Genomic DNA, 22,738 nt, shown 5'->3' with positions numbered 1-22,738 from the left:
TTAAACAATGGCGATCGCTAATCCTAATTTCATTCTGATTTCATTTTTCTTTGCCACCTTAAAATGTATATAGTTTTGATAAAAGTAGAACGTTATGAAACACGGTAGAGCGATCGCTACAACCGCCTTTTTAATCGGCGCAATATCATTTATTATGCCCACAAGACCGACATTGGCTCATGCAGGACATTCAAGCTCATCAGAAAATAAGGTCGAACAACCAGCAATAAAGGAACAAACTGATAACAAATCTCAAATACCTCAAAAAGATGACGATTCTAAACCTCAAAACACTTCTGTAAAACAAGAAACTAACATTACCGAAAGCGAAGTCGTTCCCCCTGCCAGTCCCGATTCAGTATCAGAGCCAGCACGAGCCGATATAGTACCTATCATGGGAGAATCTTTGTTCGTTTTGTTACTAGCAAGTCCTTTACTACTGGTAGCTCTTAAAAGATGGATGTACAAATAAACTGTAAATAAAAATCAGTTATGGCAATTAACAAAGCTCGTCTGCGCCACCTTCACTATTGGTTTGCGCCCATCATGTTTTTCCCCCTCCTGTTAACCTCTATCACGGGTTCGTTGTTTCAAGTAGCAGTTAGTACGGGAAAAGCAGAGCAGTTTATTTGGCTGCTAGATTTTCATCGGGGAAAATTTGGTCGCATAAACTTAGAAGTAATTTACCCTCTACTCAATGCTTTCGGCGTGTTAATGCTTATCTTTACAGGAATAATCATGTGGTTGCAAACTAGAAGAAAAATACGTAAAAGACATTAGTAAAGGACATATTTTAATGAGTTAGTAGGCTGCTACCATCTTTATTATTTTCGAGTTTGAGTATATCAAAAGGCGATTACTGTCCTACTGTGTAGCTGTAGCTTCAATAACTTAACACAGCTAAAAATCAATATTTATTTTTGAAGCAGGATTACTCTCTTGAGAATCAAGAACATGAGTATATACGGCAGTAGTTTTTGGATCGGCGTGTCCTAGAAAATCCTGTACCTCTCGTAAAGAAGAACCATTCTGGAGACTTAAAGTACCTGCGGTATGACGTAGACTATGGGGTGAAAGACTTCGTTCTAGATCGCTGTGTTTGAGATCGCACTCAGACAAATAACTATCGACTATATAACCAACTCCTCTCCTAGATAGTCTTTGACCGTAACGACGATTTGATAAAGAGATGAAAAATGGACGGTCAGCATTTACTTTCTCTCCACTTTTTACACGAGCTTGTCGATACCGAGCTATTTCTTCTCCTAAATCGGATCTCAAAACGACAGTTCGGATGCTGTTTTTACCATCTAACTTGAGAAAATGTTGACCGTATGACTCGCTAATATCTCCTAAATTAGCCCGATACATTTCGATACTGCGGCATCCTTGTAAAGCCATACAGCCTAGTAAAATGCGATCGCGCAATACCTGTACTTGTTTGATTTTATCTCCGCGAATTTTTAAGGTAGGAGCGACGCTATCGAATACCTGTTGTAACTCCTCTAGGGACAAATAATTAATCGTGCTACCAACCTCGCGCCTTTCTCTTGGTGCTTTCACCCCAACAATAGGATTCTCCTTAACCAATTTATCCGCCAAACAAGCAGTGTAAAAATGCTTGATAGCCAGTAAAGACAAACGAATTGTCGTCGATGTTTTCTCGCTATCGACTAAATGTTTGCGGTATTCTTTGATGTTTTCCTGTGTAATCAGGGCAGGATATAGCTCTCGCTCCTTACACCAACTAAGAAATTGATGAACTCGACTGCGATAGGTTTTAATCGTATCTACACTAGCATTACCATCAGCAATAGTTAGACTAAGATATTTTTCAAACTCCTCTCGCATTACCCTGACCGTAGGCAAAGTTGAGACAGTACCCACAGAACTAGCTCTCTTATCAAATCTGAGATCGTCTTTTAAGCGTCGAATTGCCATAGCTTCATGTGAGATATCTAAGAAAATCTTACAGCAAAACAGGTTTTCCAATCATGCAGCTAACAATACGCATCATTATGATGACGAAAGGTAGTCATAATGATGTATAATTAGAGGAATAAATAAATCGATTTAAAATGAACATTGCTTCACTACTTACCGATTCAGATCTGTCCCCTAGCATTCTCGAAGATCGGGGTGAATATATTCAGGCTGTTCGTCAAGGAATCCCTGGAAAAATTGTCGAGCTGGCGGTCAAGGCTTTAGGAGAGCGAGATCTGTTTGTCCGTTTGTTGAGTACTAGTTCGGGCAACTTGAATCGGTTTTATCATTCCCAACTACTGACAAGAGTTCAAAGCGAAGGGGTTTTAGATACTTTAAAAGTATTCAATGAAGCTATCAATGTTTTCGGTGATGAAGACATAGCCAAAGAATGGTTACATACTAGTATTCCCGCTTTAGATGGAGAATTACCTATTAACTTGTGCGATACTTTTGAAGGCAGAAGATTGGTTAGAGAAGCTCTAGCCGCGATCGAGTATGGCGAGTTTACCTAATGGAACTGTATAGGATTACCCGCATCAAATACCTAGAAAACTATACAGGTCGAGGTGGTTCGTTCTTAAATGGTGCGCGATGGAACGAACCTGGAATACCAGTGCTGTATTTTGCGACCACTCCCAGTGTAGCTCTCCTGGAAATGGCGAACTACTTGCCGAATCCCAGGCTAATTCCAGCAGATTACAGGTTGGGCATTTATTCTCTTCCAGATAATATATCGAGCAAAACTGTAATGGTTGAAAATCTGCCCTCAGATTGGAGTCGCTATCCCTATCCATTGAGTACTCAAGTTCTTGGCAGCCAATGGCTCAATGAAGGCAGTAGTTTAATTTTGTTTGTACCTAGCGTAGCTGTACCCGCAGGCTTAGAAAATATTGCAGTGGTCAATCCCCGACACCCTGAAATAGATCGGCTAAAATTAGCCTCGGTGGAATCTAGTTTATATAACGATCGCGCCTTCAAAGGACTGGGTGAATAATTCTTTAAAATTTGTTTGGAAAATAAATGGGGGAAAGGGGAAGGGTTGACTCCTCACCGATGAATGAACGGTGAATGTTGGGGTAAAGGGAAAACGCTTTGTGTTGGGGAAGGGTTAAAGTTTAAGCCAAAGAAGCCCGATTAATCAACTGAATTTGATTGAAGAGCATTCGAGACAATTCCATAGCCTGATTATTTAGCTCAGAAAAAGTAGATTGCTCGATATAGCCAACTTCCAGAGCTACTCTTAAAAGACTACGCAATTCTCCCGCCGAACCTTTTGCAATATTGAGAAAGTTCAAATATTCCTTTCGCGAACGCCTTTCAAACCCCTCAGCAACGTTAGTTGGAATAGAAACTGAAGCGCGTCTTAACTGGTCTTTCAAGCCAAAATCTCTGCTTAACTTTCCATCATTTGTGATAACGTAAACCTGTTTGACCAACTGTATACCCTTCTGCCAAACCCTCAAATCCTCAAAACTTTCGACTTTCTTTTTAGAATACATCCTTTTAAACCTTTCTTTTTTCCCCGTTGCGAAGCAACTTTACCCTTTACCCTTTACCCAGAAGCCATTGCGACTTACCTCCTTTACCTTCTCCCAGAAGCCAAGCAAATTTCTCTAACCTTTACCCTGTCGCGAAGCGACTTCCCCTTTACCCCTTCCCCAAAACCCAAACCATAAAAACCCTATAAGAAGTTTACTGCGTAGAAGACCTGTTATCTGCACTAAACGTATTAAAATTAGTGAGTAATTAGAGTGAATAAGGGCATATTGCAGTTTGTATGTTTTATCACCACAAGAACAACAGTTAAGGGATAAATTAGAGCAACAAGTCTTAACTGGTTTCGTGCTGCGAGGTCAGGCACTGCGGACGATTAAGCGATTGAGACTGTATCGCGATTCCTATGATAATTTTGAATCTTATTGTGAAGATGTTTTTGGTTTTTCGATGCTTTATATCGAGCGTTGCATGAGGGCTGCTGAGACTTACTATCAGATAGTAGAATATTTGAAGACCCAAGGTCTAAAAGAGGCATTACCGAATAAACAAAAGCAGTTAAGACCAATTTTTCAAGCTCATTTAAGCCCAATTGAAGCTGGTGAAGTTTGGGTGATGGCAGTAGATATTGCTTTAGGTAAAGTGCCTTCCTATTCAATGGTAAAAACGGCAGTCAAAACTTATCTGAATCAAAAATATCCGCCTGTTAATCCTTTTACCGAGGGTCAAATATGCCGCATATCTTCAGGGATTAAAGGAAAGCTCCATTGTTGGTGTGTAATATCAGAAGTTAGAAAAGATAAATGTGTAGTGGATACCTGGGACAGTCAGTATGTAGTTTCAGTAGAAGACTTACAAGAAATGAAGTTTACTCCAGCAGAATCAGAACAAATGCTGGACTTAGGAGAAAGAATGACGGCTCTTGCTGAAGTAGGAGACTTAGATGAAGCCGCCATGTGGGTATTACGTGGATTAGAAAAACTGAATCGCTCAACTCTTAATTCAATTGAGGAAAGGTTACTTCAGTTGCTTGAAGATGAATATCTAGGTTATTGAATAGACCTAACTCTCATTTCTTTGGGAAAATAGAGAACGGGTATTAGCCCGTTCTTCAAAAACGTTAATTATCTTGGCCTTGACCGTTATTAGGTTTATCGTCAACGGTTGAACTTTTAGGTTGAGTAATACGGGTAGCAACTGCCCTTAACAGTTCACTTATATCAATGTCTGAAGTGGAATGTATCTGAATAACCAATTCCGAGGTAGTTACGTTAGAACCTCCCATTACTACCATTAGTCCCGATTGTCCTAACAACTTTTGCACTAATTCCGCTTTCTCTTTCGCCGACAACTTTTGTACCAACGAATCCATTTCATCTATATTATTCACTTGAAAATATTCCTTTATGTTCGTCGAAGAGTTATCCATTGTCGCAGCATTGATATTACCTGTCATCGGTGGTTACACCTATAAATCCTCACAAACTAATAGCTAGGCATTTGCCAACAAAAAGAAACCTTAGCTTTAGATTACCAAGGTAAACAGATCATTGGCTTTCTTGTACCCGTTAGTTATCTTCTCACTTTTAGGTATCCGAGCGACAATTTTTGTCGAGCGAGCTTAAGAAGCGTTTAAAGCGTTTACTAAAGATCGATTATTTTTTTCGCTTTGTGAAGTTTTCCTTGCTACTGGATTGGGTTTATCTAAAGCTTCGGCGATCGCTACTAATAATTGAGAAATTTCAGCAGGTTTCATTGTTTTGAGCTGACTGAGATTAATCGCTGAAGAACCCAGACGAACCGATCTTGGATCTAAATCGGCCAAAAAGAGAGAAAATACCTGCTTGGCTCTAGGATCGATGTAAGTGGCGGCATCGATCAAATCGTTAACAGCTCTACTTGTCAAGTCACTACCTTTGCCTTCAAGGAATAATCCATTTCTAAATTGAGAAATGCGGGAACTGGATACACCTGAAGCTTCCGCTAGCTCTTTAGCCGACATTCGACAATACTTAATGGTTTCATCCAGGGCTTGGTGCAGTAGCATTAACTTTTATTACAGTTTGTTTAACTAAAGGTAAAAAATAATTTACGAGTAGTAAATTGGAGATGTTCGATAAGCCAGTAAGTAATTATATTTTCTTTATCATAACATCTGCTTTATCGACAAATCCATAATGTCCTGTATAGCTTAACAGTGCAAAATGGATTGTCAACGATACACTGCCGTAAAACGACGGTGCCTGCGTTGACCGCCTTCCGCCGTCAAAAAAATAGCCCCGACTTGCGCCAACAAATCGGGTAAATAGATGAAACCCTTTGACCTTAGAGATTATCACCTAATCAATTAATTCAATTATGTCACAGAAAACTCTGTACGTTAGCACTACATCAAAACTTTGTACTTTTTGGAGAAATTTTTTTCCTTCTCAACATCCAATAATAGCTTGAGTACAAAGATATTTAATTTAGTTTTTCAGCTTGAGAAAGCCAAATACCTCTCAATTGGCGATCGCTTAAAGGAGGTATTGCATGATGAGTCGAAATCTCCAACAAACTAGACTTTGACCAAACAGACTAGCAAAGACAATTGTAGAGCTGTCTTTAGCAAAAACCGCTAACCATTATTAAATTTAGAAAAATATTGAGAGAAGTCTCTTCAGATTAGACTAGACACCGAAGAGAACCTCTACACTCAACTTCATTCCTAGCGTCCGTACCTGGCAGTACAGACAAGAATGAAAAACGTATGTTGCCATACGCAGATTACAAATATCTGGATTGGACACCCTGGATAATTTTGTATCTTTATGTGTAGACGATCCTAGCAGTTATGAAGCAAATCTGACAAGGGGCTGGCTCTCGACAGAGAGATTATGTCAATTGTAAAACCTCCTAAAATTAATCGTTCCAGACTTTTACCAGTCTCGCCTGTTGTCACAAAACTATTAAAATTTTTCAGTCATCATTGGGATTTTATTCTCAAAAGAGAAGGTGAAAGCTGGCACACGGAAACTAGATATATACTAAATCCTAGAAATTTTGAGAGCTACTGGCAAGATCCGAAGATTAGCTTGGGCTTGCGTTTTGGCGGACATACCAAATTTGGCTGTCTGGATTTAGACAAAAACAGTCATAATAATCCTCTGGTTAATCCCAAGCGTTACCGTAAACTACTTAAAACATTAAGAACAATCGGCATCAAGCGAACTATCTTAATTCGCTCTAGCAGTAACAGAGGGGTACACGTATTCTTCTTTTTGCCAGAAGAGGTAAACAGCTTTAATCTTGCCTGCGCGTTATTTAAAGTTTCAAGCGAAAACGGTTTTGAAATTAAGGCAGGGCAGCTAGAAATATTTCCCAACACCAAACGATACAAGAAAAAAGGCGAGGGATTTTCGCTGTTTAATGGGTTGCGAGTGCCAATGCAGCCAGGTTCGGGATCGGTCTTATTAGACCCTAAAACCTTTGAACCAGTCCCAGGAGGGGCAGAAAAATTTGTCGAGTTAATGAATAGCTCAGTAGATCGCCAAGACTTCAAACTACTTCTAGAATGCTGCAATACGGCTCGCGAATGGTACTGTAATTTTGCGCTAGAGAGAAAAAGTCGCACTCAATGGCAACGAGATATCGAGTACAGCCTGAAGTTCGGATTTACTGGTTCTGGACAGACTAACGACATCCTGAAAAACTTGGCTAACTTAGGTAGAGTATTCTACGGCGCGGATACCGTGACAGATTTAGCTAAATTTATCCACGAACGGGTTATCGAGCTACCAGGATACTCAGACTACTGCGGTCATCAAGATGAGATTGAAAAACGGGCTTTTGAATGGGCGACTTCGGCTATAAATTACTGGAGTATCTGGGCGAGTAACCCCCAAAGAACGCAAAACTTTACCGAACTATGGACAGAACAAGAGCAGCTATCGGGTGTAGAACCTGTAGTAACTAATTTCCATAAGCATAGGGGTAGATGGGGACTGGTCAATCAAAAGCGTAGCGATGACACCATGTCTAGGTTAAAAACTATTTTGACCGAACATCCCTTAAATACTATGCCCAAAGCGGTACTTCAACGCCTATATTTTATCAACGAAAAGTGTCTGGCGTTCTTTGGCACTAAGTTCAGTCGTAATACCCTTAGTAAGCCACAGTATCGCGCTCTGTGGCATCCCAAATATACTCAGGATACAGAAATTAAAAAACAACCAGGTTTTAGTTTCAAATTAGCTATGGGATGCGTAAGAGCGATCGCCGAAAAAATAGTTGTCACAATTGAGTTACTGTTAAACTCCAAGCAACATATTACAGAAAAGCAACAGTCGTCAGAAGTCGCTAGAAAAGACATTCAAAAAGCGATCGCACACCCTGTTTGTAGCATAGAAAAATATGAGTCTGACAAAATAGCTGAAACTCAAGCTGCACAAAAGCCTATGCAAAGCGATCGCACATTTATGAAGTGTTTTGTAGGGCTTCGTCCATATTTAGTGTATAGAGTATTTGTACTTAAGCTTGAGTTGATAAAGCAAAAGATTAAACAAAAGCTAGAAAACTTGTTTATTCCTGAAGTTAAAACTTCAGAAACCAAATTTAAGGAAATTAGTAATGCAAGAAGAAAGAATAGTTATTATTTTCACGGAATAGAGGTTAGTTCTCGTTCGGGACTTACTGCTCGTGCTGATGAGTTGATTAACCTCAAACCTGGAACGAAAGTAAAAATCTTAACTGATTATCATTCTTCTTCTTTGGGAGATGATAATCGACAAATTATGGTTTATGTAAGACCGATAGAGAATAAAACAAAAGAAAAATATTTAGTTCCACTTAACACTTTGATTCAAATAAGCACAAATTCTGATTCATATGTTAAAGCTGTACTGCCACGAATTAGAGAGTTAGTTTCTGCTTTGGGTTTAACTAAAGAAGATTACTTGCAACATATCAAACAGACTTACGGTGTAGAAACTACAGACAGGTTGCGATCTACAGAAATATTTGAAGTAGTAAACCATTTTCAAAATTCGTTTTATAGCGTGTTCGACGGTTTGTCAAAAGTGCGATAGCGGATCTTTCTCAAGATAAACCTCTTTACCTACTGCTTACGCAGAATACCCAATAAAAAGTAAATTTGGGGTTTTTATGCAACCAAGCATTCATCAAAAACGAGTAATTGATTGGTTACAGGCTGATTCTGATTTTTCTGATGCTGTAGTCAATTCTGTGGCTGGTTCGGGTAAAAGTACCTTACTAAAGTTGGCTGCTGATGCTATTTCATCAGATAACGTAAATGTTCGAGACTGTTTGGTTTTGGTTTTTAACAAAAAGAATAAAACTGCTTTAGTCAAAAAACTCGACACTCGTTGGCAATATTCGATCTCTACAGTTCATAGCGCGGGGTATCGGGTGCTAAAAAAATATCTTGGGGTTAGGCGGTTAGAGGTAGAAGAATTCAAATATCGCCATTTAGCCAAAAGCTTAGATTGGTTTAACGGTAGCAATCCCAAACAGGTTAAGGTAGTCAGTCTGAGTAATTTTCTCAAACTATTTGAATTTGTTCGGCTAACTTTATCTCCTTTAACTCCTAAAGCTTTGTCTGAGTTAATCGAACATTATGCCCTTGATATAAACAAACAACATTTAGCCCAAATTAGTCAGAGAATTGACTATCTATTTAAAGTGGGCATGGATTCTGCTGCCAGTGAAGCTGCGATCGACCATACTGATATGCTTTGGCTGCCTGTCGTTTGGCAGGTAAACCAAAGCCCAGGATTTAAGTATGCTCAAAGAGTAATGGTTGATGAAGCTCAGGATATGAGCCGTTTACAGCTCGAATTTGTTTTGTCTTTAGCTCACCAAAGAGCCAAAATGTTATTTGTTGGCGATCCCGCTCAATCTATCAATGGATTTTGCGGCGCCGATACCGATAGCTTTAGTAACATTCAAACCAGACTCCAGGCTCTAGAATTTACTCTGCCAGTCTGCTATCGATGTCCAAAAACTCATATCGAATTAATTAACAAGCTCTGTCCTGAAATTCCCATCGAACCCAGAGAAAATGCTCCGACCGGCAGTATTAAAGCGATTGCCGAATGGGATTTATGGGATGAGACTAAAAATAGTCGAATTACGCCAGGGGATTTAGTGATTGCTAGATGTAGTAGCAGCCTGATTGACCTTCATCTAAAGATGATAGTTCGAGGTATTCCCTGTAATTTAGTCGGCAGTTCTCTGCAACAAGATCTGTTGAATCTTTTAGAGGACATTGCCGAACAGACAGGGTTTGAATATCAGAAGTTTGCTGAGTTTTCTCAGAGCTATTTGAAGTTCAAACAGTCAATTTACCAAGAGAATGATAACGGGGTAATTCTACTGCTACAGCTAAAAGACCAAATCAACGCAATTGAGGCGATTTATAACCATTTTCAGAGTAGGTCCTTGTCAGAATTAGCCTCAAGCATTAAGCAGTTATTTGGCTCAGAAGACAATGAGGCTGTTTTGTTATCTACCGTTCATCGAGCTAAAGGCATGGAAAGCGAAAGAGTATATATAGCCGAACCTTTGACCCTGCCATTGATTTGGGAAAACCAGAAACAATGGCAGGAACAACAGGAGCAGAATTTACTTTACGTTGCCCTTTCACGCAGTACCAAGGACCTGTTTTTGATCGGCGATGCTTGCTGGTTTGATGGCAATCGATCTTCGCAGGGTAATTTAAAAGCGACCGATCGAACTACCACCAATCTTGAGAACGATTCAGTTGAAGAAAAAATTCTTGCTGCTTCAAATGAAGAATTAGAGCATTATGCCAAGTTGATTCGACTAGAGCAGGGTAAAAGGGTCGAGCTTAACTTGAAAAGTCTACTGTAAATGCAGATCGATTCTGCAAATACTGTCCCTGACGGGAGTGCTAGGGGCAGTATTTTTAGGTTTTAATGTAGATGATTGAGATTGAAAAGCAACCAGAAAGAGTTAGAGTTGTCGATATAAACGAACTCTATCCAGATGTTGAAAGAATGCCGGTAAGTTCTAAATTAAGAACTTATTTAAGGCAAGTAAGTTTGAAGATTGCCCCAGAAAAGATATTGGAAAATAATTCTTATTTAGCTCGATTGGTTACAGAAAGCTCTTTGTTTTTACCAGAAATGTTTCTCGATCGCTGGGTTAAGCATTGGGAATATCAAGTCGCAATCGCCTTAGAGAGTATTTGGATTAGTTCGACCATAGATTTTGCTGTTAATAGGGAAAATGAAATTATAGTTATTGATTGGTCGGGGATTAAAAGCGATCGCATCGCCGTAGCTCAAGCCTATCTTTTATCTCAAAGGTTAGGTCTTAAACCCAGAAATATTGCCGTGGTTAGTTTAATTGCTAATCCATTGAATGAAGATAGGCGAATTAACTTTATTAGAAGGCTGTTTGAGGATAACGATTTTTATATCTGCCAGCAAGAGTTAAATCAACGACTTATCATACTTACTCGTGGTGAAGATTTAAACCCAGTTCCAGAACCCGAACCAAAATTCGATCCCTTACTAGATATAGAAAGTATTCCAGAAATAGCAATTGATTAGACAATGTTTCATCACCCTTACGGGTTTTAAGGCGCGAATATAATTACCGTCAACAATGCAACCTATTGATCGCCCACAATATCCCAATAATAGCCAGTTTACACCTGCAACTACTGCAGGTCAGCTAATTCCTCAACAAAATCAAAACGTACCCCTTCTAGCTCACTTAGGCGCAACTACAGTCGATACGGAAACCTATTTTCACCAGTATCGAAACTTACTAGCGGGATTTAAAGCAAATATAGACTGTAGGCTAATTCCCAGTCGGAAAGGAGATACCTTTACTCTGACTAAAGCTGGGGCGGAGAAAATATGTCGTTTCTTTGGTTTGAACTATAGTATGATTCCTTTGGCTCAAACTAAATTAGATTTCGATCGGAATGTCTTTTACTATGCATATGAATGTCAGCTAAGTTACTCGAACGTAGTTGTAGGTAATGGATTTGGTAACTGTAATAATCGAGAATCTAAATACGTCAAAGCCTATTCTCCCGACATTTTAAATACCATCGATAAAATGGCTCAAAAAAGAGCTTTAGTTAGTGCGGTGCTATTTACTACTGGAGGCTCTAGGTTCTTCGGACAGAAGGTAGCCGATCTAAATAATTAGTTTCCTAGCCAGTGTCGTTGTCGTTTGGAATAGTTCCCTTGTTAAACCAAAGTACTCTACAGCTAACACACTGCAAAATAACAATACTCTACTAAAGATTGTGTGTTATTTTTGTAATAGAAAACCTGGATGATTGAAGGAATATTTATGGATGAATGGTCCAAGGAAGATATGGAGTTTTACTATCTGAGCCTGGGGGGAGATTGCAATGATGAAGCAGTTCTCTGGGGCGATAGACTGGGATTGATAGATGCTATATCAAAAATTGAGTCTCGCCCCCATCCTTGTAAACCCCGTACCAATCTCAATCGAACTAAATCAAAATACCAACAAAATTGTGAAGCTGTAAAAGTTGGCTCCGATACTGAAGCGAGAATTCCAAACAGGGCTTATTCTAAAAATATGGAAATGAGACGGATACAGGTACGCGAAGATTTGGCACGAATCAAACAAGCTTTTTCCAGAATAAAGTTTTAAACACAACTTATTCTCTATCCTTTATAAAGCTTCTTATTGGTTCTAAATAACTATCTCTAATCTTACGTTCCGACATAATTTTAGCTTCTTTTAATGTCCAAGTTTTAACCCTCCAGTCTTGAGGTTTTAAAGGCTGAATTTCAGTTGCTTGAGGAACGCTAATTTTCATGTCTCGATCTAAAAACTGGTTTAGTACTCTGACGATGTGCAGACAGCAATAGTCGGGGTACTTAGCAATTTGATATTCAGCAAAGCGAATCACAATATAGCCAAGTGTCAAAAAGAATTTATCTCTAATAATATATTTGCGATCTTCAACTAAATGAATGGGCATAGATTCTTTAATGGTGTAAGGTTCGTCTATTTCTAAGTCAATACCGAGCTTGAGATCGTCATTTATTAGAATAAAATCTGCGGTGGGGGTATAACGCTCACCTTGAAATTGGCAGTGTTCGATTATACGCCAGGGGTAGCAAAACCATTTGTGTAAATAACTTAGGAAATAAGATTCAGACAGACCTTTGTTTGCCGAATCGTCAATTTTAAAGTTATAAATATTTTCTCTTGCTGCTAAAGAATCTAACAGTAAGTTAGATGGCTTTGGTGTAGAATTGCTTTCCAACTTATCTTTGATTCCATATTGTCTAGACGCTAGTTTATTTTCAATAGTAATTAATTCATTTCTCAGATTGCTCTTATATCTTTGTAAGCTGCAATAGCAAAAGAAAGAGATAGCGGTTAACAGCACTAAAACTAATGCTGCTATCAAATAAGATAGCAAAATATTAACTGTTGCTAATAGTAATAAAAATACAGTCGAGCATCCACAGTAAAACTGTTTTAAACCGATATCGTTATAGTAATGAATTTGTTTGATTATTAAAGGTATTGGTTCGAGATGAAAGATAGGATCTTTTTGTTCTCGAACTCGATTAACTAAGAATAGTATCTCAGACAAACTATCTGCATAAAAGGTCATGGGGTAATATTCTCGGCACTGTTCGACTATTGATTTGTCCATAGCAAGAAGGCTTACGCCTTGAAAGTTGCGATTACCAGTAAATGGATAAAATTTAGTTATGTTAATTCGTTAAGGTTATGAGTGAACCAACATCTACTCTAACTGACCTAATAAAAGAGTGTAAGCATCCGCTAAAAGTAAGCTTTATTTTCGATCTCCAGGAGCAAATATTTACTCTAGCTGTTGGCTACGAGGGTGTTTTTCCGACAATAGCTAGATATGACAAGATGCCTGAAGATTTGAACCTTGCTGTTGTGGGCTTGCTGTCTGAATTCGATCTTAAAGACAAAAATAGTCAAGTCACCAAACAAAAGCTCAAAGATAACGGTAAACGTAAAGTAAAGCCGATTGAAAATAAAACTACTAAAACTACTAAGAAAACTAAAAAAATAAAATTTGCCAAAAGTTTAATTTAACTATGACTTCAAATAATGAGAAAAACGCTATAAAAATTGAATACGAAGGACAAACTTATTCCGTCGATGCAGACAAAATTGATGGATTAGATGACGAACAAATCATTAGTTTGTTATCGGTAGGTTTTCCTGGGATGGCTGGAGGAAAAATAGAAAGAAAAGAAGATGGTTCGATTAAAATTATTAAACGAGTAGGCACTAAAGGCAGTAATGTTTTGGTTAAATTGCTTGAAGCCTGTCCTGAAGATAATTTATCTTTAAGAATTGAAAATTTTAACCAACAGCCTATCGAAGAACTAACCATTGCACAATGGGAAGAAGTATATGAAGGATGGGATCTTGAAGCGATCGAACAAATGCTATCACAAAGAGAAAGGCAAATTCGCTCTTTAATCGTTCGCCTATACTATTGCCCGACAAAAGTTCGACCCTTAATATGAGGTCTTTGCTCGAAAGAACTAGGCAATTGTCTCGCAGGTATAACGGACTTCAAGCAACCAAAAATTTGTTTCCAGAAGAGTATTGCCAATTAAATGCCAACCTAATTTTAAATGATGATGCCCTCGAACAAATTGATGTTCGGCTGATAGACCTGCTCAACGAACACTGCTTTCCCTGCTACGACTGCGAGCGTGACTACTATAAAAATACCAGGGAAAGACCCTACACGGGATTGGAAAAAATTTCAATTTGTCCATCGGGTTTTGATAGCTATGACTACTACTATTACGGCGAGGGTGCTGGATGGTATTTCGTTCGTATGACCAGCGATGAGTGTTTTGACTACTATGGCTACGATTACAATGCACTGAGTTCAATCGAGCGAGTAATAAGCCCGTTGCCAGATAGCCATCCTCTAAGCATTTTGCCCGATGTGGTTCGTTATGTTTGGGCCATGACTGGCAATATGTGGCTGGATAGTCATACAGAAGGGGACAACGAATATACCCTGAGCGAAACTGAAGTCATAATGCTAGAAGAAGAATATAGGCAAGCCTCAGCCCTTTTAGTCAGACTGCGCTTTTTCGATCGCTGGTTTTGTGCCAATCCTACTATTGCCCAACCTGCGATCGCACAAATCTTTCGCCAAATAAACTAAATATTATGATTTACCAGCTAATCGAACAGTCTCAGGCGTTTCTGATTATGCAGCAGGATTCGGTTTTGTTTGTAGCGCGAGAAAACGGTGAGACTCTAATTAAACAGATCGATCTGCCTTCTTTAATTGGGGCTATTTCGCAGTCAGATTTTCAGTCTGATTGGTACGTTCACCCCCAGGTAAGGCTGCATCACATCTCTAGAAAAGAGGGAAGAACTACGACCATTAGTTCGGTTATGCCTAACACTTATCTGTTAGATTTTGAGTCTTTTACTTTGAAAGTCCCCTTGCCTGGGGCGGTAATCGTACACTGCCAAAGCCAACTTTGGGTTTACGCTTATAAAGGAGAGCTTAATCTTAGTTCGACTTTATACCACTACCCTTTGCCCAATATTGACGATCGTGGCAAGGTCTGTTGGGGTAGCGTTGCTTTACCCAGTCACAGTCCTAGTCTGATGTGGAACGCTTTTGTTATATCAAAATTTGACCAAGATTATGATAACCATAAATCTCAAGCCCATCCCTACAATGTCGTCTCTCAGCTAAAAGATGTGGCTCAAAGCTCAAACAAAATCTATCCAGAAGGAGATTTAGTCACGACTAACCTAACTTTAGCTTCTCTGGCTCAAATCACCGCAAAATATTAAATAGAATTCTCAAGCCGTGTTAATAAATCATTCCATAGTCAAGCCAGATTCAGCTACAGATCTTCCCCCTGGTTATCTTTGGGCTGGTAATGGTATTTTTCGTTCGGTAACAAGAACCGAATTTAACGCAACTATAGCTCATAGTCTGGTTACTACTCCTGGTCTAGCTGAATTATCTCCAAGCTTTGAACTAATAGTGCCACAAGTTCCACAGTACAAGGTTGAAGCTATTATCAATCGCATTAACCAATACCCAGATCTAGAACAGCTATTCTATCTTTATTGGCGCGGTACTGCTTGGGAGGTAATATGTCCCGAACAAGAATGTACTCCAACTTCCTGCATATGCTTAGAACAGCATCCCGAACCTGCTGCCATTGAAATTCACAGTCATGGAGCTATGAGGGCGTTCTTTTCTTCTACCGACGACCGAGAAGAGAATGGTTGCAGAATTAGTACGGTAATTGGCAGAAGTAACGAGCGGTTAGAAATTGTCAGCAGAGTCTGCGCCCATGGACTATTTCTCGACGTATCTTCCGACCAAATTTATCAAAATATTAATAGTTTTTGTTCCCATGTCATCCCCTTCTAAACATCTACAGTTAGAATTCTCGGATTTGTCGATTATTGATGCCAAACCGATCTATTTCAATTATCTTTTTGTTCGCATATATGTAGTTGGCTGTGGTGGAACTGGCAGCTTTCTCGTACCTCACCTTTGCCGTCTGGCGAATTGGTTCGACGCTGCGGACAAACAAGTTTCGATTACTTTAATTGACTTCGATCGCATTGAAGAGAAAAATCTTTACCGCCAGAACTTTTGTCAGGCTGAATTAGGCTACAACAAAGCCCAGGCTTTGGCTGTACGTTACAAAGCCATGTTTCCCAAACTAAAGATTGGCGCGATCGCTTCAGGGGCATCGGCAGTTAGTCTCGATCGCAGTGCGCCGACGGTGATTATTGGCTGTGTAGATAATGCTGCTGCCAGAAAAAGTATTGAAGAGTTGATGGTCGAATATTCTGGTTTAATGGCTCACGGATTTAGTCATATACCTTGCTGGTGGATTGACTGTGGCAATGATTATACCTACGGTCAAGTGACTATTGGTAACTGGTATTCTCTAGAGTTAGATGACTACATTCTAGAACCTGCTACCTGTACCACTCTACCTTTACCTACCATTCAATATCCCGAACTGCTGTTGCAAACCGATGAAAACGAGACTCTATCTTGCGCGGAACGAGCATTACTAAACGGGCAAAGCCTCAATATTAATTCGCAAATGGCGATCGCTGCGGGGGAAATGGTTCATCAGCTACTCAATTCTCAGCTAAAGCGGATGCAGGTAGAGGTCGATCTCTTTCGCGGTTCGATGAAGTCTACCTGGATTGCTCAGGAGAACATCGATCGCATAGTTGAGAGGGCAAGGGCTTTTATGGGTACAGAATAGTAAAGGCTTTAATTTATCATAGAAATAAACAGAATGATGCCATGACCGAACTATTAGAAAAAGCGATTGCCGAACTGAAAAAGCTTCCAGATGGAAAACAGAATGAGGTGGCGATGATGATTTTTAAGCAAATACAACCTCGCACTCAAGATAAACTATCTTCTCTGTGGCAAAAAGTAGATGAATTGGGTACAGACGAAGAGCAACCTACTATGGAAGAAATTACCACGATAGTAAAAGAGGTAAGACACAGATAAAATTAGGGATGAGAGTCTTACTAGATACAAATATTTGGATTTCTGGTTTACTTTGGGGTGGCAATCCTCGCCGAATTATTCAACTGGCGGTATCAGAACAAATTGTTCTTTATAGTTCAAAATTATTAATTGAGGAGTTACAAACAACCTTAGCCTATCCCAAACTTCAACGTCGTCTAGAAAAATTGACAATTACAGCCGAAGAATTACTAGTTGAGGTAGCTCGCATAACTCAGCTATGCCAACCTGTTACAATATCCGATCTTTCCCAGTTACGCGATCCAAAGGACAAAATCGTTTTGGAAACGGCGGTAAGTGTCCCTGTAGAGGCGATCGTCTCTGGTGACGAGGATTTACTGATTTTGAGAGAATTTCAACAAATTCCTATTCTGACAACGAAACAGTTTTTGGAGAATTATCAATTTGTAGACATATGAATTCTTCATCGATGATTTAGTGTTGTTTAGAACCCTAATCATTTTTGGATTTGACAGAGATAGGATTCTTTTTAAGTCTAGTAGTAAGTTCCGTTTCTAAATACATTTCGCCCAACGATTCAACCACGCTGGGATTAATTCCAGTATGGGTAATAGCATCTTTGACGCTGTTGCCGTTACGCAGCATGAAGACAAAGTTACGGACTTTATTGACTGTGGGGTCATCTGCCTTAATAAACTGTTTGACAATCGCAATTCTCAGTCCCCGTTCAATATCATCGGCGTTAATAGTTTGACCAGCAGAAACTCTAATTTTGTTGGAGTCATTTGGGGATTTTTTGGTAGAAGGAATAATTTTAATTCCCGTACTGGTCATTACTCCAGAACTAAAGTTGATGATAAAGTTATACTGTTTGGATTGCCCCGAATTATTTATGGTTTTGACGATGAGATTAGGGTGAGATGTTTGATACGTACCTTTAAAGTTTATTTTCTCGATGGGTAGAAGATAGACACTTTGCGCTTCACCAGAGTTGACTGGTAAATCTGTATTGTAGACAAATTGGGAGCGATCGCTCGGAGCAATAAAGGTGATGTATTCACCAGCTTCGGCAAAGTCGAGGCTAATGATTTTACCAAAGTAGAGGGTAACGGGGATTGCTCCTTTGACAGCATCGACGGTAGAGACTAAATCGTATTTGACGGGTACTTCGGTAGCAAGAACTGAAGTGGGAGCATAAACCGATGTTGTAATTATTCCCGCTATAACTAAATTTTTAAATAATTTGTGCATGGCTAATGGTTAATTTTAAGAGGTTTGATATTAGTTAGGTATACGGTTGTGTTTTGAGCCAAAGTAAAAATCGTACCGCCGTCGCCAATTTGGTTGCGATTGCTTCTTTGCTCCAGTTCGCTGCTCAACGATGAGCCAAAACCATCTAAAGCCGAACCTGCTAGATCTCGTCCGATACTGTTACGACTTTGACTGGTGACAATGGCAGTGCCGTTAGATACGGTGCTGTTGGTTTCGGGGATTAGTATTTGTTGACCGAAGCTGCTGAGGGTATTTACTCCTCCTACCAAAAGTCGATTACCAAAGTCGCTACGCTTGCTAGCCTTGGCAACTAGGGCGGATTTCTTTTGGTTCCGCAGAATTAGCTCTCCTGGCTTGAAGGTAGTATTATCTATGTGGCTGACATAGGCTGTAACCAAGCCATTAGTATCGTTGATGGATTGGACTTCAACTATGGCAACAGAACCGCGATCGAAGATAGTTTTATCCTCAATATCGTAAATGGGCTCTTCCAGAACTACTGTAATTTGGTTCGACTGTTGCTGTTCGGGTGTTAGAGAACTATCCCAAACTAAAGGAAGTTCGATTTTTCCTTTTACTATGCCTCGATCGATAGTAACTGCTGGGGTTAAGCGATCGCCTTTGCTATTAATGCGCCGACGATTGAGGATGCCTAATTCTCCTTGTGATACGGAATTATTAACTAATAAAGCGGGAGTAGGAGTTAAATTGGTTGCGGAAGTATTGGAACGTTTAACCGATGGTTGGGGAATAGGACGAGATGAGACTCCTGTACCAAAGTTGGCTAAAGCAAGCCATTGTTCTTGTGGAGGTATTTCTGGTTTGGTTGCTGCTGGAACTGGTTGCCCTAAAGGATACCGCTCCGCATAGGGAATTGGTCGGATGACTGGTTTGGGTGCTGGGCGATAAGTAGAGCGCGGTACGGGACGAGGTGCTGCTGGACGAGGTACAGGTTGAGCGACGGGTTGAGTTGGGGGTAATGACTCTGGTTTCGTGGCAGGGGGTAAATCGTTAGTTGCCTGTTCTATTTGGGGTTCGGGTTTCTTTTCTAAGGAATGAAACTGATCTCTAAAAGCTAACTGTGCTTTATAGTCGGGTTCGGCTTCAACCGTTTCTTCAGTTTCAACTTCTTCTACCACTTCAATTGGCGTATCGGGAGAGAGAAATGCAAAAATACCCCAAAGAAAGAGACAAATAATTCCCATCACTCCACCAATTACCCCCAGGCGTAGAAAGGGATTATCTTCTCTTTGAGCCATAATATCTTTGATGGTAGGACTTTCAATCTGCTCTGTCCCAGTATCAATTACATTGGGTTCGGTTGGGGTGTAGCCTGTTATGCGCGAGCGACTTACCGCATCAATGCCACTAGGGGGCAAGTCTTCAATTCCATTAGCAAAATAATTGTTATCGTAGGTCATAGTTCTCGATCTCTATAATTTGTAGTCCGTACTGGTTTATTTCGTTGACGATGCTTTGCAGTTGGGTAATCTCTTCGGGGTTAGTAAAAGTGGGTTTGCCTGCGATGGGTATACTTTTGAGGCGCAGTTTTTTGTTAAAAGGGATTTGAAATACTTCTTTGCCATTACTCGTATCGAGTCCCGTCCAGGTAGAAACTACATTAACTTCCCAAAGTCCCTCGCCAATCTTGGTGGGTTTTTCAGAAATGTAATCGATGCTAATGGCAGATTGAATTGAAGACTTTCGGTCGGTAGCCTTATCGATTAGTTCGGCAAACTGCTTACTGTATGAGTTCCGAAAATCTTTTTTCGTAGTGACGGCAAAGGTAGAAGCATAGACATTACCAGGAACTTTCGACTTGGTTTTTTCTATTTCTACAGTTAGGTCGTCCGTCGTCCAGTTAAAGGATAAGTAGAGCCACTTTTCGACAAAGTTATTTATAACTAAATCGGAACGTTCGTTGACTTGAGAAGTTTGGGCTGTTAATACTTGCCCATCGGCCAACTGAATTCCCATAATTTGTTTTTGATTAACCTGAGCAATCTTATTGCTGTTGGAACAAGAAATCATTCCATTTATCATCACTATTGAAAGTGTTATCAACTGATATAAAACAATTTTTTGATTACTATTTTGAGTGAGTTTGGTTTGGGTTTTGGTGATATTCATGGTGTTAATTAATTTGTTTTTTGAAGCTCTAAGCTCTAAGCTCTAAGCTTTAAGCTTTTTGATTGATGTTATGCCCTTGTGGTACTACCTGCGTAGTAGCTTGAGGACATTAAATCTGAGAATTAACCTCGATCTAGCAGGTTAAATGCGGGTCTTGTGTCGAGCTTACGGCTGCGCCAAGCAAAGCTTGGCAAGTCGTCGCTAGACGACGATCTGCGCGAACGCGCTGCGCTTATGGCTAATAGCTAGGGGCTTCGCCCCTTAACTGCGACGGGTAGTTCTGCGAGCCAAGCCTTTTTTGCCGAGATTAAATAGAGATTTACCCGCCATCAAACCAACTTTGCTCGCACCTCCTGTAGCTAAGGCTGCTCCACCTTGAACGGCGTTAGACATGGCAGAAGTGACTTTCGAGGAAACAAATTTTGCTAGATCTGCTCCGCCACCTTTAGCCATATAAAATGCTAGGGCTGGTCCCATCACCGAACTAAAGATTAAAAATCCAACTCCTGTAGCATACTGAGCTTCAGACCTGACGATCGCCTCGGCAGCCAAACCAATCACGGCGATGTAGAGAAATTTGATTAGCACGAGCTGGACGTAGCCTTTAATCCAGGTTTCAACGTATTTTGAACCTACAGGAGTGAAGACGACGGCGATGACTAAAGGCAGCAACAAAGCGTGGAGAATTCCCGCAACTTCTAGGGCAAAGTTGAAGGCTAGTTGAATGCCTCCAAACACGACTTTAATTACCGCCATCATCACGGGATTGCCCGTAAACACGGTATTGGTTAATTGAGCTGCAACTTTTAGCCCGTCTCCGTTGACGACATTAGTGCCTAACTCCTGAAGATAGGACAGGATACTTTTGGCGTATTTGGCTGCGGGACTATTGGCGATAGGGTCGTTTGCCTCTGCTGCATCGGCAATCTTCTGGATTTCAGGCACTTGTTTTTCCATACACTGAAGTGCTTCATCTCCCGTCAGTTCGTTACACTCTGCAAGTAGGCGATCGACTTCATCGCGAGCGTTGTTGCTCAAACTGATATTTTTTAGAGAGTCGGCGATGGTAAGGTCGAGAATTTGAGTGTTTGCCAGAGTACGAGTCAGGTTTTGGTCGAAGCCGTGGGTGATTTGCAGTATGTTGCTGGTCAATAGACCATTGCCACCCAGGAGAATACTAAGAATGATGACCATGACTATGCCGTCGATGGTATACTGGTGGCGTTTGTTTTCTTCGACTTTAAACCCGTCCCAGGCGTACAAAATCATTCCTAGCAGGGCAAAATCTAAACCTCCAGCAATCACCGCTTTCCAAAAAGACGAGTCGGTATTAAAAATAACCCCATCCCAGACTGTTTGAAATGATTCTGCTAGCTGATTGGAGATAAAGCTGTGGTTTTGCAGAATATCTAAGGCATCACCCACTGCGTAGTCGGGTATTTCTGCCAGAATTGAAATGGGCGCGATCGCGAGATACATTTCCATGACTAGGGTTCTTCGTATAAAAATATTGGTGTACCGACAATGCCCCAGGCATTTCTACCCAAGTCGGAAGCAGCCGAAGACTCTCGGCGACGGCGTGTAGACTCCATTGATAGATGACGAGCCTGTTGCAGTGCTAAATTAATTTGATTGGCTCGGTCTTTTTGTGCCTGAATATTTTGGCTAGATATCGTTCCCAGTAATTGAGTATTGATGCCCGACTGTTCGGATAGATTCTGGAGGATTTGTTGAGAGACATCAGTACTGGCGGAATCTTGTGAGAGATCGCCACTCTTTTTTAGAGCATTTTCTAGTTCTACTAAGGATGCAGCAGTAGCTTCTTGAGCCTCTTGGGAGGTGGTGCTGGTAGAAACTGAATCTTGAATCAGCAGCCGTTGAACTTGTTCTGCTTCATCTCGATTGATGCTAAAGCTATCAGTTTCTCGGTTCTCTAACTGCCGTCCGAGTTCTTTGCCTCTGGTGTCGTTATCTTCAATGGCATCTTTGACAATGTTCCAGTCGGGAGTTTTGACCTCAAGAATTTTATCGTTAGTGTTTTCAATTCCCTCTAAAAGGTCGAGAACGCCTTGGAATATATCTCCCAAACCCAATGCGTCGGCTATAGTTTCGGCGATGCTGCGATCGATTATGGGCAGGTCGTCGATCGCAACATCTTTACCTTCAGGTTGGGTACTGGCTGTGGCAGTTAATTGAATTGAGGTGATGAAACAGCAGGTCAATAAAATTGTCAGAATAGTTAATTTATAGTTTTTCATAGTGAAATTCGGTTTAGTTTTTGTTACCAAAGCTATGGGTTTTGAGCACAGAGCCAAAGGCTCAGGC

At 40.3% G+C, this 22,738-nt stretch carries 28 protein-coding genes; 18 read left to right on the top strand and 10 right to left on the bottom strand.

The features are described from left to right. The first annotated feature begins 94 nt into the window (after positions 1–94). Together KV40_RS29930 and KV40_RS29925 are read left to right on the top strand one after the other, a co-directional pair. The gene (locus tag KV40_RS29930) at positions 95–472 is read left to right on the top strand and encodes a hypothetical protein (protein ID WP_036489058.1); all 378 of its coding nucleotides are present in this window, start codon (positions 95–97) and stop codon (positions 470–472) included. Positions 473–492: 20 nt separating this feature from the next. Beyond that, positions 493–780: a hypothetical protein gene (locus tag KV40_RS29925; protein WP_036489056.1), complete on the top strand. Its 288-nt coding sequence runs from the start codon at positions 493–495 to the stop codon at positions 778–780. A 120-nt stretch (positions 781–900) separates the two neighbouring features. On the opposite strand, the gene KV40_RS29920 is transcribed toward KV40_RS29925, so the two are convergent. Then, the gene (locus tag KV40_RS29920; protein WP_052056095.1) at positions 901–1,941 is read right to left on the bottom strand and encodes a tyrosine-type recombinase/integrase; all 1,041 of its coding nucleotides are present in this window, start codon (positions 1,939–1,941) and stop codon (positions 901–903) included. 137 nt (positions 1,942–2,078) lie between these two features. Between KV40_RS29920 and KV40_RS29915 the strand changes: the two genes are divergently transcribed. Together KV40_RS29915 and KV40_RS29910 are read left to right on the top strand one after the other, a co-directional pair. Beyond that, a complete protein-coding gene (locus KV40_RS29915; protein WP_036489054.1) occupies positions 2,079–2,498 on the top strand; it encodes an antitoxin Xre/MbcA/ParS toxin-binding domain-containing protein in 420 nt (139 codons plus the stop codon). Next, positions 2,498–2,980 (top strand): RES family NAD+ phosphorylase, encoded by a 483-nt coding sequence (locus tag KV40_RS29910; protein WP_036489051.1) that lies wholly within the window; start codon positions 2,498–2,500, stop codon positions 2,978–2,980. The genes KV40_RS29915 and KV40_RS29910 overlap by 1 nt, the downstream gene beginning before the upstream one ends. Before the next feature lie 121 nt (positions 2,981–3,101). On the opposite strand, the gene KV40_RS29905 is transcribed toward KV40_RS29910, so the two are convergent. Next, positions 3,102–3,485 carry a four helix bundle protein gene (locus KV40_RS29905; RefSeq protein ID WP_036489048.1) on the bottom strand — a complete coding sequence of 128 codons (384 nt, stop codon included), beginning with the start codon at positions 3,483–3,485 and terminating at the stop codon, positions 3,102–3,104. 274 nt (positions 3,486–3,759) lie between these two features. Here KV40_RS29905 and KV40_RS29900 point away from each other — a divergent pair, with 274 nt between their 5' ends. Continuing rightward, entirely contained in the window at positions 3,760–4,536 is a 777-nt protein-coding gene (locus tag KV40_RS29900) for a hypothetical protein (RefSeq protein WP_036489045.1), read from the top strand. 64 nt (positions 4,537–4,600) lie between these two features. Here the strand turns inward: KV40_RS29900 and KV40_RS29895 are convergent, their stop codons facing one another. Together KV40_RS29895 and KV40_RS29890 are read right to left on the bottom strand one after the other, a co-directional pair. Next, entirely contained in the window at positions 4,601–4,852 is a 252-nt protein-coding gene (locus KV40_RS29895; protein ID WP_172657364.1) for a hypothetical protein, read from the bottom strand. 249 nt (positions 4,853–5,101) lie between these two features. Continuing rightward, complete coding sequence (locus KV40_RS29890; protein WP_036489039.1) at positions 5,102–5,527, bottom strand: hypothetical protein; 426 nt, start codon at positions 5,525–5,527, stop codon at positions 5,102–5,104. A gap of 829 nt (positions 5,528–6,356) precedes the next feature. Here KV40_RS29890 and KV40_RS29885 point away from each other — a divergent pair. From KV40_RS29885 to KV40_RS29865, 5 genes are all read left to right on the top strand, one after another. Further along, positions 6,357–8,546, top strand: coding sequence for a hypothetical protein (locus KV40_RS29885; RefSeq protein ID WP_036489036.1), 2,190 nt, complete (start codon positions 6,357–6,359; stop codon positions 8,544–8,546). A 76-nt stretch (positions 8,547–8,622) separates the two neighbouring features. Beyond that, positions 8,623–10,350, top strand: coding sequence for a UvrD-helicase domain-containing protein (locus tag KV40_RS29880; protein ID WP_036489033.1), 1,728 nt, complete (start codon positions 8,623–8,625; stop codon positions 10,348–10,350). Between the two features lie 71 nt (positions 10,351–10,421). Next, positions 10,422–11,054 (top strand): hypothetical protein, encoded by a 633-nt coding sequence (locus KV40_RS29875; protein ID WP_036489030.1) that lies wholly within the window; start codon positions 10,422–10,424, stop codon positions 11,052–11,054. Positions 11,055–11,109: 55 nt separating this feature from the next. Further along, positions 11,110–11,664 carry a hypothetical protein gene (locus tag KV40_RS32810; protein ID WP_052056094.1) on the top strand — a complete coding sequence of 185 codons (555 nt, stop codon included), beginning with the start codon at positions 11,110–11,112 and terminating at the stop codon, positions 11,662–11,664. Between the two features lie 129 nt (positions 11,665–11,793). Continuing rightward, on the top strand, positions 11,794–12,141 hold the full coding sequence (locus KV40_RS29865; RefSeq protein ID WP_036489027.1) for a hypothetical protein: 348 nt from the start codon (positions 11,794–11,796) through the stop codon (positions 12,139–12,141). Between the two features lie 7 nt (positions 12,142–12,148). Here KV40_RS29865 and KV40_RS32805 read toward each other — a convergent pair whose 3' ends face one another. After that, positions 12,149–13,162, bottom strand: coding sequence for a hypothetical protein (locus tag KV40_RS32805; RefSeq protein WP_156114250.1), 1,014 nt, complete (start codon positions 13,160–13,162; stop codon positions 12,149–12,151). Between the two features lie 77 nt (positions 13,163–13,239). Here KV40_RS32805 and KV40_RS29855 point away from each other — a divergent pair, with 77 nt between their 5' ends. Genes KV40_RS29855 through KV40_RS29820 form a run of 8 tightly spaced genes read left to right on the top strand, consistent with a single transcriptional unit; the run spans position 13,240 to position 17,469 of the window. After that, positions 13,240–13,578 (top strand): hypothetical protein, encoded by a 339-nt coding sequence (locus KV40_RS29855; RefSeq protein ID WP_036489024.1) that lies wholly within the window; start codon positions 13,240–13,242, stop codon positions 13,576–13,578. 2 nt (positions 13,579–13,580) lie between these two features. After that, the gene (locus KV40_RS29850; RefSeq protein WP_036489021.1) at positions 13,581–14,018 is read left to right on the top strand and encodes a hypothetical protein; all 438 of its coding nucleotides are present in this window, start codon (positions 13,581–13,583) and stop codon (positions 14,016–14,018) included. Then, entirely contained in the window at positions 14,015–14,677 is a 663-nt protein-coding gene (locus KV40_RS29845) for a hypothetical protein (RefSeq protein WP_036489019.1), read from the top strand. The genes KV40_RS29850 and KV40_RS29845 overlap by 4 nt, the downstream gene beginning before the upstream one ends. A 5-nt stretch (positions 14,678–14,682) precedes the next feature. Beyond that, positions 14,683–15,324 carry a hypothetical protein gene (locus tag KV40_RS29840; protein ID WP_036489016.1) on the top strand — a complete coding sequence of 214 codons (642 nt, stop codon included), beginning with the start codon at positions 14,683–14,685 and terminating at the stop codon, positions 15,322–15,324. 16 nt (positions 15,325–15,340) lie between these two features. Next, positions 15,341–15,916: a Mov34/MPN/PAD-1 family protein gene (locus tag KV40_RS32800; RefSeq protein ID WP_052056092.1), complete on the top strand. Its 576-nt coding sequence runs from the start codon at positions 15,341–15,343 to the stop codon at positions 15,914–15,916. Next, entirely contained in the window at positions 15,900–16,775 is an 876-nt protein-coding gene (locus tag KV40_RS29830) for a ThiF family adenylyltransferase (RefSeq protein WP_052056091.1), read from the top strand. Before KV40_RS32800 ends, KV40_RS29830 begins: the two co-directional genes overlap by 17 nt. Positions 16,776–16,816: 41 nt before the next feature. After that, entirely contained in the window at positions 16,817–17,032 is a 216-nt protein-coding gene (locus KV40_RS29825; protein ID WP_036489013.1) for a hypothetical protein, read from the top strand. Positions 17,033–17,040: 8 nt separating this feature from the next. Then, positions 17,041–17,469, top strand: coding sequence for a putative toxin-antitoxin system toxin component, PIN family (locus tag KV40_RS29820; RefSeq protein WP_036489010.1), 429 nt, complete (start codon positions 17,041–17,043; stop codon positions 17,467–17,469). A 34-nt stretch (positions 17,470–17,503) separates the two neighbouring features. Here KV40_RS29820 and KV40_RS29815 read toward each other — a convergent pair whose 3' ends face one another. The 5 genes from KV40_RS29815 to KV40_RS29795 form a co-directional block, all read right to left on the bottom strand. Then, on the bottom strand, positions 17,504–18,262 hold the full coding sequence (locus KV40_RS29815; RefSeq protein WP_052056090.1) for a hypothetical protein: 759 nt from the start codon (positions 18,260–18,262) through the stop codon (positions 17,504–17,506). A 2-nt stretch (positions 18,263–18,264) separates the two neighbouring features. Then, the gene (locus KV40_RS29810) at positions 18,265–19,704 is read right to left on the bottom strand and encodes a hypothetical protein (RefSeq protein WP_036489007.1); all 1,440 of its coding nucleotides are present in this window, start codon (positions 19,702–19,704) and stop codon (positions 18,265–18,267) included. Further along, complete coding sequence (locus KV40_RS29805; RefSeq protein WP_172657363.1) at positions 19,691–20,260, bottom strand: hypothetical protein; 570 nt, start codon at positions 20,258–20,260, stop codon at positions 19,691–19,693. Before KV40_RS29805 ends, KV40_RS29810 begins: the two co-directional genes overlap by 14 nt. Positions 20,261–20,674: 414 nt before the next feature. After that, complete coding sequence (locus tag KV40_RS29800) at positions 20,675–21,898, bottom strand: hypothetical protein (protein ID WP_036489001.1); 1,224 nt, start codon at positions 21,896–21,898, stop codon at positions 20,675–20,677. A 2-nt stretch (positions 21,899–21,900) separates the two neighbouring features. Continuing rightward, positions 21,901–22,671: a hypothetical protein gene (locus tag KV40_RS29795; protein WP_156114249.1), complete on the bottom strand. Its 771-nt coding sequence runs from the start codon at positions 22,669–22,671 to the stop codon at positions 21,901–21,903. Positions 22,672–22,738: the final 67 nt, after the last annotated feature.

This window comes from Myxosarcina sp. GI1, assembly GCF_000756305.1.
Classification (GTDB): Bacteria; Cyanobacteriota; Cyanobacteriia; order Cyanobacteriales; family Xenococcaceae; genus Myxosarcina.
This window is presented reverse-complemented; position numbering and strand designations above follow the sequence as displayed.

Coding starts and splice junctions, on each gene's coding strand:
- KV40_RS29800 (WP_036489001.1), bottom strand. CDS start 21,898: ATGGAAATGTATCTCGCGATCGCGCCCATTTCAATTCTGGCAGAAATA.
- KV40_RS29855 (WP_036489024.1), top strand. CDS start 13,240: ATGAGTGAACCAACATCTACTCTAACTGACCTAATAAAAGAGTGTAAG.
- KV40_RS29845 (WP_036489019.1), top strand. CDS start 14,015: ATGAGGTCTTTGCTCGAAAGAACTAGGCAATTGTCTCGCAGGTATAAC.
- KV40_RS29865 (WP_036489027.1), top strand. CDS start 11,794: ATGATTGAAGGAATATTTATGGATGAATGGTCCAAGGAAGATATGGAG.
- KV40_RS29895 (WP_172657364.1), bottom strand. CDS start 4,852: ATGGATTCGTTGGTACAAAAGTTGTCGGCGAAAGAGAAAGCGGAATTA.
- KV40_RS32805 (WP_156114250.1), bottom strand. CDS start 13,162: ATGGACAAATCAATAGTCGAACAGTGCCGAGAATATTACCCCATGACC.
- KV40_RS29920 (WP_052056095.1), bottom strand. CDS start 1,941: ATGGCAATTCGACGCTTAAAAGACGATCTCAGATTTGATAAGAGAGCT.
- KV40_RS29875 (WP_036489030.1), top strand. CDS start 10,422: ATGATTGAGATTGAAAAGCAACCAGAAAGAGTTAGAGTTGTCGATATA.
- KV40_RS29820 (WP_036489010.1), top strand. CDS start 17,041: ATGAGAGTCTTACTAGATACAAATATTTGGATTTCTGGTTTACTTTGG.
- KV40_RS29880 (WP_036489033.1), top strand. CDS start 8,623: ATGCAACCAAGCATTCATCAAAAACGAGTAATTGATTGGTTACAGGCT.
- KV40_RS29915 (WP_036489054.1), top strand. CDS start 2,079: ATGAACATTGCTTCACTACTTACCGATTCAGATCTGTCCCCTAGCATT.
- KV40_RS29850 (WP_036489021.1), top strand. CDS start 13,581: ATGACTTCAAATAATGAGAAAAACGCTATAAAAATTGAATACGAAGGA.
- KV40_RS29930 (WP_036489058.1), top strand. CDS start 95: ATGAAACACGGTAGAGCGATCGCTACAACCGCCTTTTTAATCGGCGCA.
- KV40_RS29830 (WP_052056091.1), top strand. CDS start 15,900: ATGTCATCCCCTTCTAAACATCTACAGTTAGAATTCTCGGATTTGTCG.
- KV40_RS29885 (WP_036489036.1), top strand. CDS start 6,357: ATGTCAATTGTAAAACCTCCTAAAATTAATCGTTCCAGACTTTTACCA.
- KV40_RS29805 (WP_172657363.1), bottom strand. CDS start 20,260: ATGGGAATTCAGTTGGCCGATGGGCAAGTATTAACAGCCCAAACTTCT.
- KV40_RS29925 (WP_036489056.1), top strand. CDS start 493: ATGGCAATTAACAAAGCTCGTCTGCGCCACCTTCACTATTGGTTTGCG.
- KV40_RS29810 (WP_036489007.1), bottom strand. CDS start 19,704: ATGACCTACGATAACAATTATTTTGCTAATGGAATTGAAGACTTGCCC.
- KV40_RS29905 (WP_036489048.1), bottom strand. CDS start 3,485: ATGTATTCTAAAAAGAAAGTCGAAAGTTTTGAGGATTTGAGGGTTTGG.
- KV40_RS29825 (WP_036489013.1), top strand. CDS start 16,817: ATGACCGAACTATTAGAAAAAGCGATTGCCGAACTGAAAAAGCTTCCA.
- KV40_RS29795 (WP_156114249.1), bottom strand. CDS start 22,671: ATGAAAAACTATAAATTAACTATTCTGACAATTTTATTGACCTGCTGT.
- KV40_RS29890 (WP_036489039.1), bottom strand. CDS start 5,527: ATGCTACTGCACCAAGCCCTGGATGAAACCATTAAGTATTGTCGAATG.
- KV40_RS29840 (WP_036489016.1), top strand. CDS start 14,683: ATGATTTACCAGCTAATCGAACAGTCTCAGGCGTTTCTGATTATGCAG.
- KV40_RS29910 (WP_036489051.1), top strand. CDS start 2,498: ATGGAACTGTATAGGATTACCCGCATCAAATACCTAGAAAACTATACA.
- KV40_RS29815 (WP_052056090.1), bottom strand. CDS start 18,262: ATGCACAAATTATTTAAAAATTTAGTTATAGCGGGAATAATTACAACA.
- KV40_RS32810 (WP_052056094.1), top strand. CDS start 11,110: ATGCAACCTATTGATCGCCCACAATATCCCAATAATAGCCAGTTTACA.